This is a genomic window from Duganella sp. Dugasp56, assembly GCF_047304105.1.
GTDB classification, from domain to species: domain Bacteria; phylum Pseudomonadota; class Gammaproteobacteria; order Burkholderiales; family Burkholderiaceae_D; genus Rugamonas; species Rugamonas hordei.
This window is the reverse complement of sequence record NZ_JBGLYQ010000080.1, coordinates 1-14,986: the sequence shown is the minus strand read 5'-3', so window position 1 is coordinate 14,986 and position 14,986 is coordinate 1. Positions and strand designations below refer to the sequence as shown.

Annotated in this window: 18 protein-coding genes and 1 pseudogene; all 19 read left to right on the top strand. The window is 68.0% G+C overall.

Going from position 1 to position 14,986, the window contains the following annotated elements; genetic code table 11:
* The first annotated feature begins 145 nt into the window (after positions 1 to 145).
* Entirely contained in the window at positions 146 to 1,207 is a 1,062-nt protein-coding gene (locus ACCD07_RS31315; protein ID WP_413449596.1) for an FHA domain-containing protein, read from the top strand.
* Positions 1,201 to 2,574: a FliI/YscN family ATPase gene (locus ACCD07_RS31310; RefSeq protein WP_413449595.1), complete on the top strand. Its 1,374-nt coding sequence runs from the start codon at positions 1,201 to 1,203 to the stop codon at positions 2,572 to 2,574. Before ACCD07_RS31315 ends, ACCD07_RS31310 begins: the two co-directional genes overlap by 7 nt.
* The gene (locus tag ACCD07_RS31305; RefSeq protein WP_413449594.1) at positions 2,574 to 3,074 is read left to right on the top strand and encodes a hypothetical protein; all 501 of its coding nucleotides are present in this window, start codon (positions 2,574 to 2,576) and stop codon (positions 3,072 to 3,074) included. Before ACCD07_RS31310 ends, ACCD07_RS31305 begins: the two co-directional genes overlap by 1 nt.
* 1 nt (position 3,075) lies before the next feature.
* Positions 3,076 to 3,681, top strand: a complete 606-nt coding sequence (locus ACCD07_RS31300; RefSeq protein ID WP_176650713.1) for a hypothetical protein — start codon at positions 3,076 to 3,078, stop codon at positions 3,679 to 3,681.
* 53 nt (positions 3,682 to 3,734) lie between these two features.
* On the top strand, positions 3,735 to 4,853 hold the full coding sequence (sctQ, locus tag ACCD07_RS31295) for a type III secretion system cytoplasmic ring protein SctQ (RefSeq protein WP_413449593.1): 1,119 nt from the start codon (positions 3,735 to 3,737) through the stop codon (positions 4,851 to 4,853).
* Entirely contained in the window at positions 4,847 to 5,506 is a 660-nt protein-coding gene (gene sctR, locus ACCD07_RS31290; protein ID WP_176650715.1) for a type III secretion system export apparatus subunit SctR, read from the top strand. The genes sctQ and sctR overlap by 7 nt, the downstream gene beginning before the upstream one ends.
* 30 nt (positions 5,507 to 5,536) lie before the next feature.
* A complete protein-coding gene (sctS, locus tag ACCD07_RS31285; protein ID WP_176650716.1) occupies positions 5,537 to 5,800 on the top strand; it encodes a type III secretion system export apparatus subunit SctS in 264 nt (87 codons plus the stop codon).
* 27 nt (positions 5,801 to 5,827) lie between these two features.
* On the top strand, positions 5,828 to 6,619 hold the full coding sequence (locus ACCD07_RS31280) for an EscT/YscT/HrcT family type III secretion system export apparatus protein (protein ID WP_176650717.1): 792 nt from the start codon (positions 5,828 to 5,830) through the stop codon (positions 6,617 to 6,619).
* Positions 6,616 to 7,734, top strand: coding sequence for a type III secretion system export apparatus subunit SctU (sctU, locus tag ACCD07_RS31275; protein WP_413449592.1), 1,119 nt, complete (start codon positions 6,616 to 6,618; stop codon positions 7,732 to 7,734). The genes ACCD07_RS31280 and sctU overlap by 4 nt, the downstream gene beginning before the upstream one ends.
* Complete coding sequence (locus tag ACCD07_RS31270; RefSeq protein ID WP_176650719.1) at positions 7,731 to 8,246, top strand: hypothetical protein; 516 nt, start codon at positions 7,731 to 7,733, stop codon at positions 8,244 to 8,246. The genes sctU and ACCD07_RS31270 overlap by 4 nt, the downstream gene beginning before the upstream one ends.
* Positions 8,247 to 8,312: 66 nt before the next feature.
* Complete coding sequence (locus ACCD07_RS31265; protein ID WP_353399163.1) at positions 8,313 to 8,717, top strand: EscI/YscI/HrpB family type III secretion system inner rod protein; 405 nt, start codon at positions 8,313 to 8,315, stop codon at positions 8,715 to 8,717.
* A 17-nt stretch (positions 8,718 to 8,734) separates the two neighbouring features.
* Positions 8,735 to 9,586: a type III secretion system inner membrane ring lipoprotein SctJ gene (gene sctJ, locus ACCD07_RS31260; RefSeq protein WP_176650721.1), complete on the top strand. Its 852-nt coding sequence runs from the start codon at positions 8,735 to 8,737 to the stop codon at positions 9,584 to 9,586.
* Positions 9,583 to 10,149 (top strand): hypothetical protein, encoded by a 567-nt coding sequence (locus ACCD07_RS31255; RefSeq protein ID WP_413449591.1) that lies wholly within the window; start codon positions 9,583 to 9,585, stop codon positions 10,147 to 10,149. The genes sctJ and ACCD07_RS31255 overlap by 4 nt, the downstream gene beginning before the upstream one ends.
* Positions 10,150 to 10,161: 12 nt before the next feature.
* Positions 10,162 to 10,770, top strand: coding sequence for an HrpE/YscL family type III secretion apparatus protein (locus ACCD07_RS31250; protein ID WP_176650723.1), 609 nt, complete (start codon positions 10,162 to 10,164; stop codon positions 10,768 to 10,770).
* 95 nt (positions 10,771 to 10,865) lie between these two features.
* Positions 10,866 to 11,099, top strand: a complete 234-nt coding sequence (locus ACCD07_RS31245) for a hypothetical protein (RefSeq protein WP_176650724.1) — start codon at positions 10,866 to 10,868, stop codon at positions 11,097 to 11,099.
* A 3-nt stretch (positions 11,100 to 11,102) separates the two neighbouring features.
* Complete coding sequence (locus tag ACCD07_RS31240) at positions 11,103 to 11,513, top strand: hypothetical protein (RefSeq protein WP_176650725.1); 411 nt, start codon at positions 11,103 to 11,105, stop codon at positions 11,511 to 11,513.
* Positions 11,510 to 13,438 (top strand): type III secretion system outer membrane ring subunit SctC, encoded by a 1,929-nt coding sequence (sctC, locus tag ACCD07_RS31235; RefSeq protein ID WP_413449590.1) that lies wholly within the window; start codon positions 11,510 to 11,512, stop codon positions 13,436 to 13,438. The genes ACCD07_RS31240 and sctC overlap by 4 nt, the downstream gene beginning before the upstream one ends.
* 200 nt (positions 13,439 to 13,638) lie before the next feature.
* Positions 13,639 to 14,238 (top strand): toxin co-regulated pilus biosynthesis Q family protein, encoded by a 600-nt coding sequence (locus ACCD07_RS31230; RefSeq protein ID WP_353399152.1) that lies wholly within the window; start codon positions 13,639 to 13,641, stop codon positions 14,236 to 14,238.
* Positions 14,239 to 14,255: 17 nt separating this feature from the next.
* A pseudogene (locus ACCD07_RS31225) lies at positions 14,256 to 14,986 on the top strand (PilN family type IVB pilus formation outer membrane protein); the annotation flags it as partial.

The following is a 14,986-nucleotide window of genomic DNA, read 5'->3' as shown; positions in this document are numbered from 1 at the left end:
CCGCCCCCCCCCCCCCGCGGGGGCCGCGGGGGGGGGTTTTGGGGGGGGGGGGCGCGGGGGTGTGGGGGCTGGGGGGGGGGGGGCACCGGGCGCCGCCCAACTCCCACTCATCGATATTCCCAGTGAATTCAGATGGAGCACGATCATGTATGAATTAAGAATTTTAAACGGCTACCACCGCGGGGCGACGCTGCCGCTGCGGCTGGATGAAGGCGAACACGTCGTCGGCAGCGCCGACGATGCCGACGTGGTGCTGGCCGACCCCGGCGTGCGCGAGCGTCACGCCAGCGTCGCGCTGTCCGGTTCGGGCTGGACGCTGCGTGTGCTCGATGGCGAGATACGCGGCGCCCAGGACAACCAGACCCGCGAAGAGCTGCAACTGAACCCCGGCGACGCCGCCCGCGTCGGCCAGATCTGGCTGACGGTGGCCATGCAGGACAGCGCATGGCAGGAACCGCCGCCAACCCCGGTGGACGTGCCGGCGCCGCAGGAAGCGGCAGCCGACATGGCCGCCACATCGGCGGACCCGGAGCAGGGCGCGCCGGCCGACGCGCTGCACTATATGGACGATGGCGCGGACGGCGCCGGCGAGGGCGCTGCCGCCGCGCAGGCCGCCGCCGTGCCGCCGCCCCGGGCCGCGCGCCGCAGCCGCCTCGTGCTGCTGGCGCCGGTGGCGTTGGCGGCGGTGGTGTCGGCCGCCTATGCGATCACCAACCGTCATCCCGGCCAGCCCGATCCCATGGCGCGCATCGCCGCCGTGAACGCCGGAGCCGAGGCCATGCCGGCCTCGCTGCAGGACGGCGCCAAACCGGCCCAGCCCCTGTCGCAGGAGCAGTTGCGCAGCGCGCTGCGCAAGCGCCTGACCGAAGTGGATCTGCTCAACCGCTTCGACCTGCAACTGGCCGACGGCCACTGGACCATGCGCGCCGTGCTTGACGACGACGATGCCGAGCGCTTCCGGCGCATGCTGACCGCGTTCGTCAAGCAGCACGACATCCGCTTCCCGGTCGACGTCAAGGTCGGCGGCGCCGAGGCGATGCTGCCTTTCCGCATACAGCAAGTTATTACCGGCAACAACGCCAGCATCGTCACCGACGACGGCAAGCGTCTGTATGTGGGCGACGAATACCGCGGCGTGCGGCTGGCGGCCATCGGCGGCAACCAGCTCAGCTTTACCGGCAAACACCACCTTGAAGTCACATGGTGACGGCCGCCTTCGGCACCATGGTGGACCAGCGGCTCGAGCATCTGGCCGCGCGGCTGCAGCCGTGGCGCGACGGGCTGCCCGCCAAGCCCGGCTTCATCAGCCACGGCAAGGTCTCGCAGGTGCTGGGCACCCTGATTGAAGCGCACATGCCGCCGGTGCGGATCGGCGAATTGTGCGACCTGGTCAACCCCGACCTGCCGGGCCAGCCGATGCTGGCCGAGGTGATAGGCTTCACCGAGAAATCGGCCATCCTCTCTGCCCTCAGTCCGCTGGAAGGCGTGTCCAACCGCACCCGCATCGTGCCGTTGCGGCGCGCCCATACGATCGAGGTGGGCGACCACCTGTTCGGCTGCGTGCTGGACGGTTTCGGCCGATGGATGTTCCGCGCCCCGGCCGCGGTGGACAATGTCGCGACCTGGCGCGCCATGTCGCCGGTGATACGCGACGCGCCCAAGGCCACCGACCGGCCGCGCATCGCCACGCCGCTGGCCACCGGCGTGCGCGCCATCGACGGCCTGCTGACCATGGGCGTGGGCCAGCGCATCGGCGTGTTCGCCGGCCCCGGCTGCGGCAAGACCACGCTGATGGCGGCGATCGCGCGCGGCTGCCAGGCCGAAGCCATCGTGTTCGGCCTGATCGGCGAACGCGGGCGGGAACTCAATGAATTCCTCGAGCACGAGCTGGACGCCGACCTGATACGCAAGACCGTGGTGGTGTGCGCCACCTCGGACCGCACCTCGATGGAGCGCTCGCGCGCCGCGTTCACCGCCACCGCGATTGCCGAAGGCTTCCGCGACCGCGGCAAGAAGGTGCTGCTGCTGGTCGATTCGCTGACCCGCTTTGCCCGCGCCCAGCGCGAGATCGGCCTGGCGGCCGGCGAGCCGCCGGCGCGCGGCGGATTCACGCCGTCGGTCTACACCATGCTGCCGCGCCTGATCGAGCGGGCCGGCGCCACGCCGCAAGGCTCGATCACCGCCATGTACACGGTGCTGGTGGACGGCGAATCGTCGTCCGACCCGATCGGCGACGAGGCCAAGTCCCTGCTCGACGGACACATCCTGCTCACGCGCAAGCTGGCCGAGCAGGGCCATTATCCCGCCATCGATGTGCTTGCCAGTATCAGCCGCGTGATGAGCAACGTCACCACGCGCGAGCACCGCAAGTCGGCCTCCAGGTTCCGCGAGCTGATGTCGCGTTACCAGGAGATGGAGCTGCTGATACGGCTGGGCGAATACAAGTCCGGCAGCGATCCGGTGGCCGACCAGGCCGTGCGGCTGCGGCCGGAACAACTGGCCTTCCTGCGCCAGGACACCAGCAGCAGCGATGATTACGACCAGACGCTTGCGGCCATGATGGAGCTGCAGTAATGAGCGCCGCCCAGCAAGCCGGCATTGGCCCCAAACGCAGCAAGCGCGAACCGGTCGACGTGGCCGAGCGCAAGCCGGAGGACAAGCGGCTGGACCAGCTGCTGCATATGCGCAAGCAACGGCTGGGACGCTTCGAACGCGAACGCAACGAGGCGCGCGAGCGCTGGCGCGGGAGCCGCGCGGCGTTGCGGAAGATCAAGCAGAGCTGGCAGCAGGCCCTGCGCCAGGCAAAACAGCAATGGATGGAGGCGCGCCAGCAGTTCCTGTCCATGGTCATTACCAGCGGCGAGTTCCGCCGGGCCAAGGCGGCCTATGAACGCATGAAAAAGGAGGCGGCCCAGTTGTATCTGGATTGCCGCGAGCAGTTGCAGCGCAGCCGGCAGGCCGGCGGCGAGTTTTTCACGGCCTGCCGGCGGATGCTGGAGGCCAGCCGCCAGCAGGAAAAACTGACCGTGATGCGTGACGAGATCCGCGCCCTGGCGCGCGCCGGGGAGGATTGAGATGGCCGTATTACCGCTAGGCGCCGCGTTGCCGGATCCTCCGGAACCGGCGCCCGCACCCCGTCCGCGCCCGCCATCCTTGCCGCCCAGGCCGGCCTCGCCGCCGGTTGCTCCGGCGCAGGGCGCCGGCATCGCTGCGCGGCCCGCCACCGCGCCAGCGACGCGCCCGGTCGCCCAGCGCGGTACGACCGGCGCAGCCACGTCCGGTACGCCGGCACGGCAGGATGCATCCCAGCAGCAGCCGGCCGGGGCGGCGATCAGCGTCGCGATCCCGCCCGGACTTGACGGTGGCGGCGGGCATGGCGACGGTCACGACGACGGACAGCAGACCGGCCTGGCGCCGCCGGCAGCGTCCGGCGGCGATCAATTCGATAGCGACATGCTGCTGGATCTGCTGCCGACGGACGGTGACAGCGGCATCTTCGAGATCCTGCTGCCCAATGGCGACAAACTGGGCGTGATGGCCGACGTCAGCCGCAACTCGGCCTCGTTTCTGTTGTCGGCCGGTGGGGACAAGCTGCGCGACTGGTTGCGGCGCAAACAAATGGAACTGCAAACAGGCTTGATGCGACGTATGAGCAGACCGGTCAGGCTCGCCGTGTTGTAGTTGGGCACGGATGCCGCTGCCCCCGATGAACGCCGCAGAGGAACCAAGCATCCATGTCCGACACCGTTTTTCCCGTGCCCGGTATTTGCCGCAATCCCGGCGATGTGCCGGCGCGCTCCCTGTTGCAAGGGGCGCCGCGCCTGCATGCCGACGACGCGCTGCTCAGCCGCAAGCTGGGGCTGGGCCTGCATAGCCCGCTAGAACAGGGCGCCAGCCTGACGCTGCGGCCCGGCGGCGTCAGCAACGGCTACGCCGGCGGCCAGTCCGTGCCGCTGTGGCTGTCCGGTCCTGCCGGGCCGCTGGAAGTCGACGACGGCGCCCGCCTGTTGCGCGTGCTGACCGGCATCGACCTGGAATCGGTCGAGATGGAGGCCGGCCGCTATCCCGACTGGCTGGTGGCTGCCGTGCTTGGCCGCCTGCAGGGCACGCCGCTGCGCGCCACGCAAGACATCGCACCGGCATCCGCTTTCACCACGCCGCCGCATGCCATGCGCCTGCGGGTCAGCCACGAACACCATGTATTCGACCTGCCGCTGCGCGCGGCCGGCGCCACCTGGCTGGAGCTGTTGAGCCAGCCGGACTGGACGCCGTTGCGCTCGCCGCTCGCCGCCAGCCTGGACTGGCCGGCCACGGCGACCGTGGTGCTGGCGCGCCACCGGCTGCCGCTGGCGGCGCTGCGCCGCATCGAAGCCGGCGACATCATCCTGCCCGCGCAGGCGACATTTGCCATCGACGGCGGCGGCATGCTGCGCCTGGCCGGCCAGGCGTGGCGGGTGTGCTATCGCGCGCCCGGCAGCTTACAACTCATCGCCAAGGAGGAAAGATTGGAATTCGAACAGACGTACGAGGCCGGCGACGGCGACGACCAGCAGGTGCTTGACCCGGCGCCCGGCGACGGACCCGAGGATTGGCAGGAAACCACGCCGCAGGAGGGCGCCGGCGAGGCCGTGCTGGACCAGGTGTCCGTGACGCTGGTGTTCGAGCTTGGCAGGGTCAGCCTGCCGCTGGGGCAAGTCCGCACGCTGGGGCCGCAGACGGTGCTCACGCTGGACGGCGGCAATCCGGCAGCGATCGGCATCGTCTGCGGTGGCCGCAGTGTCGGCAGCGGCGAGGTGGTCGATGTCGACGGCGTGCTGGGCATCCGCATCACGCAGTGGGGCGGGGCATGCTGAACGGACAATATGATGTCGTCTCGTTCTCGGTGCTGCTGGCCATGCTGGCGCTGGTGCCGCTGTTCGTGGTGACGACCACGTCGTTCCTGAAGATCTCGCTGGTGTTGCTGGTGCTGCGCAGCGCCATGGGCGTGCAGCAGGTGCCGCCGACGCTGGCCATCTACGGCATCTCGCTGGCGCTGAGCGTGTTCGTGATGGCGCCGACGGTGCAGGAGATCGGCAAGACCGCCCTCAGCCTGGAGACCAATACCGCCAGTTCGCGCAGCATGCCGCTGCTGGCCAAGGCACAGGAATCGTTCGAGCCCTTGCGCAAGTTCATGCTGAAGGTTAGCCATGCCGACCAGCGCGAGCTGTTCCTGGCGTCGGCCAGAAAGCTGTGGCCGAAGGAGGCAGCGCGCGACGCCAAGCCCAGCGACGCGCTGATCCTGATTCCGGCCTTTGTGGTGTCGGAGCTGCAGACCGGATATGAGATCGGCTTCCTGATCTATATCCCGTTCGTCGTGATCGACCTGCTGATCTCCAACCTGCTGATGGCGCTGGGCATGCAGCAGGTCAGCCCGCAGACTATCACGACGCCGCTCAAGCTGCTGCTGTTCACCGTGGTCGGCGGCTGGGGCAAGCTGCTCAACGCGCTTGCGATGTCGTATTTATAAACCCCTATTTATAAACCGGAGCAACAGACCATGGGTGATACGCTCAACTTCTTCCAGCAGGGACTGTGGATGGCCATCATGCTGTCGGCGCCGCCGCTGATCATCGCCACGTTGTGCGGCGTCGCCGTGTCGCTGGTGCAGGCGGTGACCCAGATCCAGGACCAGACCCTGCCATATGTGGTCAAGCTGGTGGCGGTCGCCGTCACCCTGGCCGGCATGGGGCGCTGGATCGGCGTCGAACTGATACAACTGACCGAACTGGCCATGCGCATGGTGCCCGATGTCGGCCGCTGAGGCCCCGGTCCGCTCGGGAGCGGCGTGATGCCGGCTTCGCTGTTGCTGGACATGCAGGCGCTGCTGGTGACCCTGGCGCTGATTACGCCCAGGGTGCTGGTGTGCCTGTCGATCCTGCCCGGCTTCGGCCTCAACGTGCTGACCGGCATGGCCCGGAACACGGCGGCAATGGCTATCGCGCTGCCGGCAGCCTTGCCTACGTTTTATTTTGTGCAGCACAACGGCCCGGACTTCCTGTTGTCGGGCATGCTGGCGTTCAAGGAAGCGATCATTGGGCTGATGTTCGGCGTCATGATGTCGATCCCGCTGTGGGTGGCGCAGTCGATCGGCTCGATCTTCGACACCCAGCGTTCGCCGATCCAGATCCAGGCCAACAACGCCAGCGTCGACCGCGACGCCAGCGCCATCGGCGGCATGCTGATCCAGGCCGTGGTGCTGGTGATGGTGCTGGCCGGCCTGTTCTCGGCGCTGGCGCGCATCCTGATCGAAAGCTATGCCGTGTGGCCGGCGTACACGCTGCTGCCACCGTTCGAACCGGGGCATTTCGACGTGCTGATCAAGCGCTTCGGCGAGCTGCTGTGGTACACCGTGGTGTATGGCGCGCCGGTGATCATCCCGCTGATATTGATCGAGTTCGGCTTCGCCATCGTCGGCGTGTTCGCCTCCAATCTGCAGGTATCGTTTGCCTCGGCGCCGATCAAGGGCCTGGTGGGCCTGTTGCTGATGCTGGCCTACTGGCCGACCTTTTCGCACTATGTGACCGGCGATTTCTCCCATCTGCTCGACCTGGCCGCCAGCCTGATGCAGGTGCCCAAGTGAGCGACGACAAGACCGAAGAACCCACACAGAAGAAGATCGACGACGCCGAGGAGAAAGGCCAGGTCGCGGTCAGCCGCGACCTGGCCCGGCTGGCCACGCTGGTGGTAGTGGCCGAGATGGCCTTCGCCACCCAGTCGCTGTGGCGCGACGCCATTTTCAACATGATGAATTCAGCCATCCTCGGCATCGGCCACAACTTCCGGCTGGAGATGGGGCAGATCGCCACCACCGCCGGCTTGTTTCTGCTGGTGATTTTCTGCTGCTTCTTTGTCGTTTGCATCGTGGTCGGCGTGGCCGCCCATTGGGGTCAGTTCGGCATCCTGATCTCCACCGAGTCGATCGTTCCCAAGTTCGACAAGCTCAACCCGGTCAACGGCGTCACCCAGTTGTTCTCGAAAAAAAAGCTGATCGAGCTGCTGGTCACCGTGGGCAAGGCGTCGCTGATCGGCTGGATCGTCTACAACCTGATCCGCAGCCACCTGCCGGAAATGATCGCGCTGTCCGGCGGCGAACCGGAAGATGTGTTCCACACCTTTGTTGAATTGCTGCGCTCGATTTTTCATGTGATTGTCGTGGTCTGCCTGTGCCTGGGCATGATCGACTTCGCGGTCCAGAAGTATTTCCACAAAAAGGACTTGATGATGGACAAGGAAGAGATCAAGCGCGAACACAAGGAATCCGAGGGCGACCCGATGATCAAGGGCAAGCGCAAGCAGCTGGCGCGGCAGTGGGCCAACGAGAGCCCGGCCGCCAAGACCGAGAGCGCCAATGCGGTGGTGGTCAATCCGACCCACTTCGCCGTGGCCATGTACTACGACGCGGAACAGGTGATGGTGCCGCAGGTGCTGGCCAAGGGCAAGGACGAGGTGGCGCAGGCCATCATCCAGCGCGCCCGAGAATGCGGCATTCCGGTGATCCGCCATGTGTGGCTGGCGCGCACGCTGTACGCTACATGCCGGGACGATACGCCGGTGCCGACATCGAGCTACGAGGCGGTGGCCCAGGTGTATGCCGTGGTCCACGAGTTGATGGCGAGCGGGCAGGCCGGGCTGGAGGTGGAGCTGGAATCGCTCGGCGAGCCGCCCAGCGGCATGGCGCCGCCAGGCAGCCGATGAAGAGCGCCGACATCGACGCCGTCGCGGCGCGTGAGCAGGCCGTCGCCGACGGTGCCCGGCGCGTGCGGATCCGGTTGCAGGCCGCGGCCGAGGCCGACCGGCGCCAGCGGGCCGCGGCCAGGACGCAGGAGGAGGGCGGCAGCCTCGACTGCGCGGTGGCGCCGGAACTGGCGATCGGCGCCGCCGCGCCCCCGGTGCCGGACATCATCGGCGCCGCCGGCGCCATCGCCAATGCCGGCTTCGGCGACTGGCTGCACGACGATGCCGGCGAACCCGTCGACCACACCATCGCCGGCGTCGGCGACCGCGCGCACCAGATGGCGCTGAAGGTAAGCCACGTGGTGGTGGCGCCGCGCCAGGCGCCGGTGGGACGGCCGCAGCCGCTGCCCCGCCTGCGGCCGTCGTCGCGCGCCGATTGCCAGCGCCGCTGCGGCACGGCGGGCTTCTGCGATCCGTCGTCGGATCTCGGCTGTGGCGGCGAATACTGCGCCAGCCGCTACGAGCCGTTGTGAGGGAACCCTCGGCGCCGCCGGCGCCACTTAACTACTGCGGATCAACTCAATCCTGGAGCCGAACACATGAATCCAACGACCCAAGCGGCAACCCTCCCGGCGGCCTCGATGCCGGGCGCGCAGCAAAAGAATTCCCTGTCGCTCGACATACAACCCGCCGACGCGGCCGACAGCGCGCAGTTCCGCGCCCGGCTGGAACACCACATGCAGGCCGGCGCGCGCAAGACCGGCGCCGACAATGCCTCGCTGGGCAATGTCATCGCCAGCCGCGCCACCAATCTGGCTGGCCAGCTCAAGCAGGACCAGATGTATGTGTCCAAACTGCTGGAGCAATCGACCCGCACCGGCGATTCGATGCAGCTGATGAAAGCCATGATGGCGCTCAACGACTACCAGTTGCGCGTGCAGACCGTTTCCAAGACCGTGTCGAAGGCCGCGTCGTCGGTCGACTCCCTGACCAAACTGCAGTAAGCACCTCCGGGCCGCCCATGGATATCCTGAACCCACACCGGTTATCGCGCTGCCTGCGCCTGGCCTGCATGCTGGCCTTGCCGGTCATGCTGGCCGCCTGCACCAAGATGGTCACGCTGCAGGCCGGCCTGAGCGACGCCGACGCCAACGACATCATCCTGGTACTCAACCGCAAGGGTATCGAGATCGAAAAGCAGAAAACCAAGGAGGGCGTGACGCTGATCACCAAGGACGGCGACCTGTCGCGCGCCACCGAGGCCATGAATGCCGCCGGCCTGCCGCGCCGCAGCCTGTCCAACCTGGGCGAGGTGTTCAAGAAGCAGGGCATGATTTCTACCCCGATGGAAGAGCGCATCCGCTACATCCATGGCTTGTCCGAGGAGCTGGAATCGACGCTGCAGCAATTCGACCGGGTGGTGTCGGCACGCGTGCACGTGGTGCTGCCGGAACGCATCGCGCCGGGCGAGCCGATACAACCGTCGTCGGCGGCGGTGTTTGTCAAATACCGGCCGCCGCTGGACGAGGACGCGGTGCTGCCGCGCATGCGCAAGCTGGTGGCCTCCAGCATTCCCGGCCTCGGCGGCGACGACGGGCGCGGCAAGGTGTCGGTGGTGCTGATGCCGGGCGAGCCGCCGCCGGTCGGCATTCAATGGACGATGCTGGGGCCGTTCGTGGTGGCGCAGGATTCGGTCGGCTGGCTAACCTTCACCCTGGCGGTGCTGGGCGCGATGGCGTCGGCCGGGCTGGGCTACCTGCTGTTCCGCTACGCCATGCGCAGTCCCAGGGTGGCCGCGCTGGTGATGCGGCTGGCCATGCGCTGGGCCAGCCGCAAGGCGGTGCCGGCGCCTGCGCCGGAAGCGCAGCCGTGAGCGCGCTGTCCGCGACCTTCCTGGATTGGTGGTTCGCGCCGTGGCGCCTGGGCGGCGGCGATCCGGTCCTGGCCGGTGTCGACGCGCCGCCGGCGCGGCGCGCCGCCTACCGCGCCTGGTGCCGGCAGGCCGGCGTGCCGCCGGACTTGCCGGCTGCCGGCAATCCCGGCTGGCAAGCCGCCGCGCTGGAGGATGGCGCCGCGCTGCGCCGCTGTTGCGCGCTGTATGGCGGCCTGTTCGCCGCCCGCGAACAGGATCACGCCGTGCTGCGCTCGCTCCTCGCCGACGATCGCCGCTGGTGCCTGAGCGTGGCGATGACGCAGCCCCTGCAAGGCGGAGCCGTCCATGCCGGCGGCGACGCCGGGCAGCGCGGCATGCTGGAACTGGCATGCCGCCTGGACGCACAATTCCCCGGCATGTGGCCGCGCCTGCGGCGCCTGCTGCACGACGTTCCCGCCGCGCCATCCCCTACGTTGTCCGGCGCTGCCGCATCGGCGGCGGCACTGTCGCGCGCGCAGCGGTGCTGGAGCCTTTGCCTGGCGCGCGCACAAGCCCCTACCTAGGAAAGAATGTCGATGAACGATTTTTGTGTCGAACGTATCAGCGTGCCGGCGATACTGCGTGCCGAGCACGGCGTATTGCGGCCACAGGCGCTGCGCGTCAGCGCGGACGCCGGCCAGGCCGCGGCCCGTCTGCTCGACCAGGCGCGCGAGCAGGCCGGCCTGATCCTGGCTGAGGCCCGGCAGGAAGCCGGCCAGGCCGTGCAACAGCAGCGCCAGGACGTGGTGCGCCAGGCAACGCAGCTGCTGGATGGGCTGCGCCAGGCGCAGCAGGACATGCTGGCGCGCATGGAACACGTGGTGGTGGAGCTGGCCCAGGAAGTCTACGACCGTTTGCTGCTGGAGCTGACGCCGCGCGAGCGCATCGCCGCCATGTTCCGGCGCGTCCAGCAGGAGGCGCCGGGAAAACTGGTGGAACCGGTGGTATGGCTGCATCCCGACGACCTGGCGCTGGCGCCGGACAGCGTCTGGGAGCGCAAGGCCGATGCGCGGTTGACGGCCGGAACCTGCCGGCTGGAGGCCGCCAGCGGCGAATGGCGGGCCGAGTTCCAGCTCGCCAGCGGGGAATTGCGGGCGGCCATCGCCCAGGTCGGGCCACCGCCCGCCGATGCCGGCGAAAAATAAAACTGGGGCATGGCGAACTAATTCTCTTCCTCCCGCCACTCATTGGAGCGTCAAGGTCCAGCGCCACGTTCCACCGCCATCGAGGAGAGAAAACCATGTCAGAGCATAGCAGCCCGGTCTTGCAAAACCTGCGCCACCTGAATCAGAAGTTCGAGGGGATAGGCCAGCAGATCAACGACTTCAGCCGCCAGCAGGCCGACGGCGAAACGCCCGACCCGGCCCGCTTCATGGATCTGCTGCAAAAGCAGTCCGTTACCCACACTGCCATGATGGCGCAGTTCAACCTGCTGCAAAAGCCGCTGAAAACCGTGCTCAACGAGAGCAAATAGGCCATGCAGAGCCAACAAATCGAGCAATGGCTGGACGCCTTGCCGCTGGACGAGCCGGTCGACGTGGACGGCGAAACAGTCTTGCTGGCGTTGCAGCCCGGCGGCGCCATACTGGGCGCGCACCTGTCCCGCGCCGCCACCGGGGTGCAACTGGCCGATGCGATGCGCACCGGTTTCCAGAGCGCGCTGGAATTCGAGGCCGGCCTTTCGCTCGGCGACGACGGCTCGCTGATGCTGACCCAGTGGCTGCCCGGGGCGGAATCCTGGCGTGACGCCGGCGACGCGCTGGAAGGCCTGCTGAACCAGGTCGCGATGTGGCGCGCGGCGATGGCGCCCGCCGCTTCCACGCCCGCGGCCGAAACTCGGCGCGACGCCGACCGCATCCGCCAACTGTTTTCCGGAGAAACACGATGAGCCGTCAAGCCTGTGTCAGGACCTTGGCCATCGCCGGCCTGCTGCTGTTGCAGTTGTTCTGGTGCGCCGCGCCGCGGGCCGCCACGCCGGCTTCGTGGAAGGACAGCGGATTTTCCATCAACGCCGGCGCCATGACCCTGCGCAGCGTGTTCGAGGAATTCAGCCGCGCGTACGGCGTGCGCCTGTCGATGGAGATCGATGGCGACCGCCTGGTCAAGGGCGGCCGGATCAAGGCCGACAACGGCGTCGAATTCCTGAACCGCCTTGGTGGCATCCATCGCTTCCGCTGGTTCGTCTACAACGACACGCTGTATGTCACCCCGGCCGGTGCCAGCACGTCGCTGCGCATCGAGGTCGGCGAGGATGCGGTGCAGGACGCCAAATCGGCGCTGATCGGCCTCGGCCTGTTTGACGACCGTTTCGGCTGGGGCGAGCTGCCGGACGAGGGCGTGGTGATCGTCAGCGGCCCGCGCAGCTATGTCGAACTGGCCCGCGACACCCTGCTGCCCAAGGAAAAGAAGACGCCGCGCAAAGGCCGCCAGATCATGATGTTCCGCCTTAAATATGCCAGCGCGACGGACCGCACCATCAATTCGCGCGGCAAGAGCGAGACCATCCCCGGCGTCAAGACCATCCTCGGCAACTTGCTGTTCGGCCCGCACAGCGCCGAGAAGGTGACCGATCCCAAGCGCCGTTTCGACGCCGACAGCAGCAAGCGTTCGCGCTTGCCGAAGCTGGGCAAGGGCGAGGCCGCCGAGAGCGGCGGCGAGGGCCTGGCGCCATTGTTCACGGCGCCCGACAGCGCCGGCAAGAACCGCGTCATGGCCGAGGACGGCGGCGCACAGTCTTCGCGCAGCCAGCAACAACAGCCGCGCGAGGAGGAGGCGCCGCCCCGCATCGAGGCCGATTCGACGCTGAACGCCATCATGATCTACGACAACATCAACAAGAAGGAAATGTACGCGGCGCTGATCGCCGAGCTGGACGTGCAGCCGCAGCAGATCGAGATCGAGGCGATGATCGTCGACATCGACCGCTCCAAGCTGGCCGACATGGGCGTGGAATGGGGCGTGCGGGCCGGGGTCGTCAATGGCGTGTTCAACAGCACCACCCAGTCTTCGCAGGGCACCAGCCTGCCGCTGCCGGGCGCCACGCTGCTGATCAGCGACGCCGGCCGCTTCTATGCGCGGCTGAAGGCGATGCAGTCGACCGGCGAGGCGCGCGTGCTGGCCACGCCGACCATCCTGACGCTGGACAATGTGCCGGCGGTGCTGGACCTGAGCCGCAGCGCCTACGTGTCGCTGGTGGGCGAGCGGGTGGCCGACCTGGCCGACGTCACCGCCGGCACCATGCTGCGCGTGATTCCCCGCATCATCCATGACGGCGGGCAGACGCGCGTGCGGCTCGAAGTCGACATCGAGGACGGCACCCTGGACAGTCCCGACAGCGTGTCCGGCGCGGACGGCAAGGCCGGCGGCGTCTCCGCCGCCGTCACCCGTTCGACCATCAGCACCCAGGCCATCATCGACGCGCAGCAGACCCTGATGATAGGCGGCTACCACGCCGAATCGCTGAAGCGCGACAAGCAGAAGGTGCCGCTGCTGGGCGACCTGCCGCTGCTGGGAGGATTGTTCCGCAGCGAGACCCAGTCCGACAGCACCAAGGAACGCCTGTTCCTGATCACGCCGCGCATCTCCGGCAGCGACGGCATCGAGCACAAGACCATGTCGGGCCGGCCCGTGGCGGCGGCGGCAGTCAAGGAGAAGCCGGTCACCGTGCTGGAGAAGAGCGTGGCCGTCGAGGCGGCGCCGCTGTTGTCGACGGCGCCGTCGACGGTGCAGGACTCGGTGGTGATCGGCAGCGGCCTGCGTCTGCCGCCACGCAAGTTCAAGTGCACGCCGGCGCGCCGCGTCGGCATGTTGTAAGCGGCACGGCGCGCACGGTCATATTTTTTGAGAATGTGTCGCGCCAACTTCGTTACCATCAGTCAAGTCATCAGGTCTGCGGTGCGGCGGCGACGCCGGCACCGCCAGGAAGCGGCGTGCCCGTGGGCGGCGCCGGTTGATTCTCAATGTACGGCAGGGAAGGGAAGGTCATGTATTTCTCACGTATGTCAACAAGATCCATGCACGCAGGCGTCGGCAGGCTGACGGCCTCGCTGCTGCTGACGGTGGCGGCCGCTCATGGCGCCACTGCGATGGCCGCCGACGCCGCGCCGGCGCTGAATTATTCGCTGGGCGGCAGCTTCGCTTCCGGCCTGTTCGCCGCCGGCATCGGGCAGCAGGACGAGTGCGACGAGCCGGCGCCGCTCGACGAGGGCCTGGCCAACGCGCTGGCGGACAACCGCGACATGTTGCTGGCCAGCCTGGACACGGACAAGGCCGTCCGCAAGCCGGCACGCGCCGCAGCCAGGGCTGTCGAGCGCGCCGCTGCGCCGGCGGAACCGGTGGTGCCGGCGCCGCCGGCCGCGCCCGTGTGGGAAATCATGGTCTCCGACAAGACGCTGAACGCCGCGCTGCAGCGCTGGGCCGCCGCCGCCGGCTGGCAGCTGTTGTGGGAGCTGCCGGTCGATTACGCGGTCGAGGCCAGGACCACGGTCCCGGGCAATTTCGACGAGGCGGTCAACACTGTGGTCAAGAGCATGGAGTCGGCGGAGATACCGATGAAGGCAGTGTTCTACCAAGGTAACAAGGTGCTGCGCATCATGGTGAAAGGGAGCGAATAATGGCCTGGAAATTATCAATGCTGGCACCGACGGTCCTGCTCGTCGCCGGTTGCAGCGGCATGGCCGGCAAGCTGGACAGCGAGATCGGCACGGCCGACGAGAAGGCGCACAGCCTGGTGGCCGAAGTGGGCCGCACGGCGCCCGGCGCGGTGTTGCCGGCGGTGCCGCTGGTGACGCACGAGCAGGGCATCTGGCTGGGCAAGAATGTCATCAAGCTGGGCCAGCCGGCCTTGCCGCCGGTGTTCTATGCGCCGACCACCTTCGACCGCACGATCAGCTCGCTGAGCGAATTGGCCGAGCGCATCACGCTGCGCTCCGGCGTGCCGAGCAAGGTGACGCCGGACGCGATCGCCGTGGCCGCCAGCGCCTTCCGTTCGCGGGTCAACCTGCCCGCTGGCGGTAACGGCGGCATGCCGCCGTTGCCGGCCGGCCTGCCGGGCGACAACGCCGCGCCGCCGGCGCTGCCGCGTCCACCCACTTCCGGCCAGGCTTCGTTTGCCGACGTGCCGCACGGCGTGCGCATCACCTATGGCGACGGTCCGTTGAAAGGCCTGCTCGACACCTCGGCGGCGCGCTTTGGCGTGTCGTGGAAATTCGTCGACGGCACCATCCAGTTCTTCCATACCGAAGCGCGTAATTTCCAGATCAACGCCATTCCCGGCGATTCAACCTTTACCGCCACCGTCGCCAGCGGATCGAGCTCGTCCGGCGGCGTGTCGGGCGGCAGCGGGGGGGGCGGTGGTAGCGG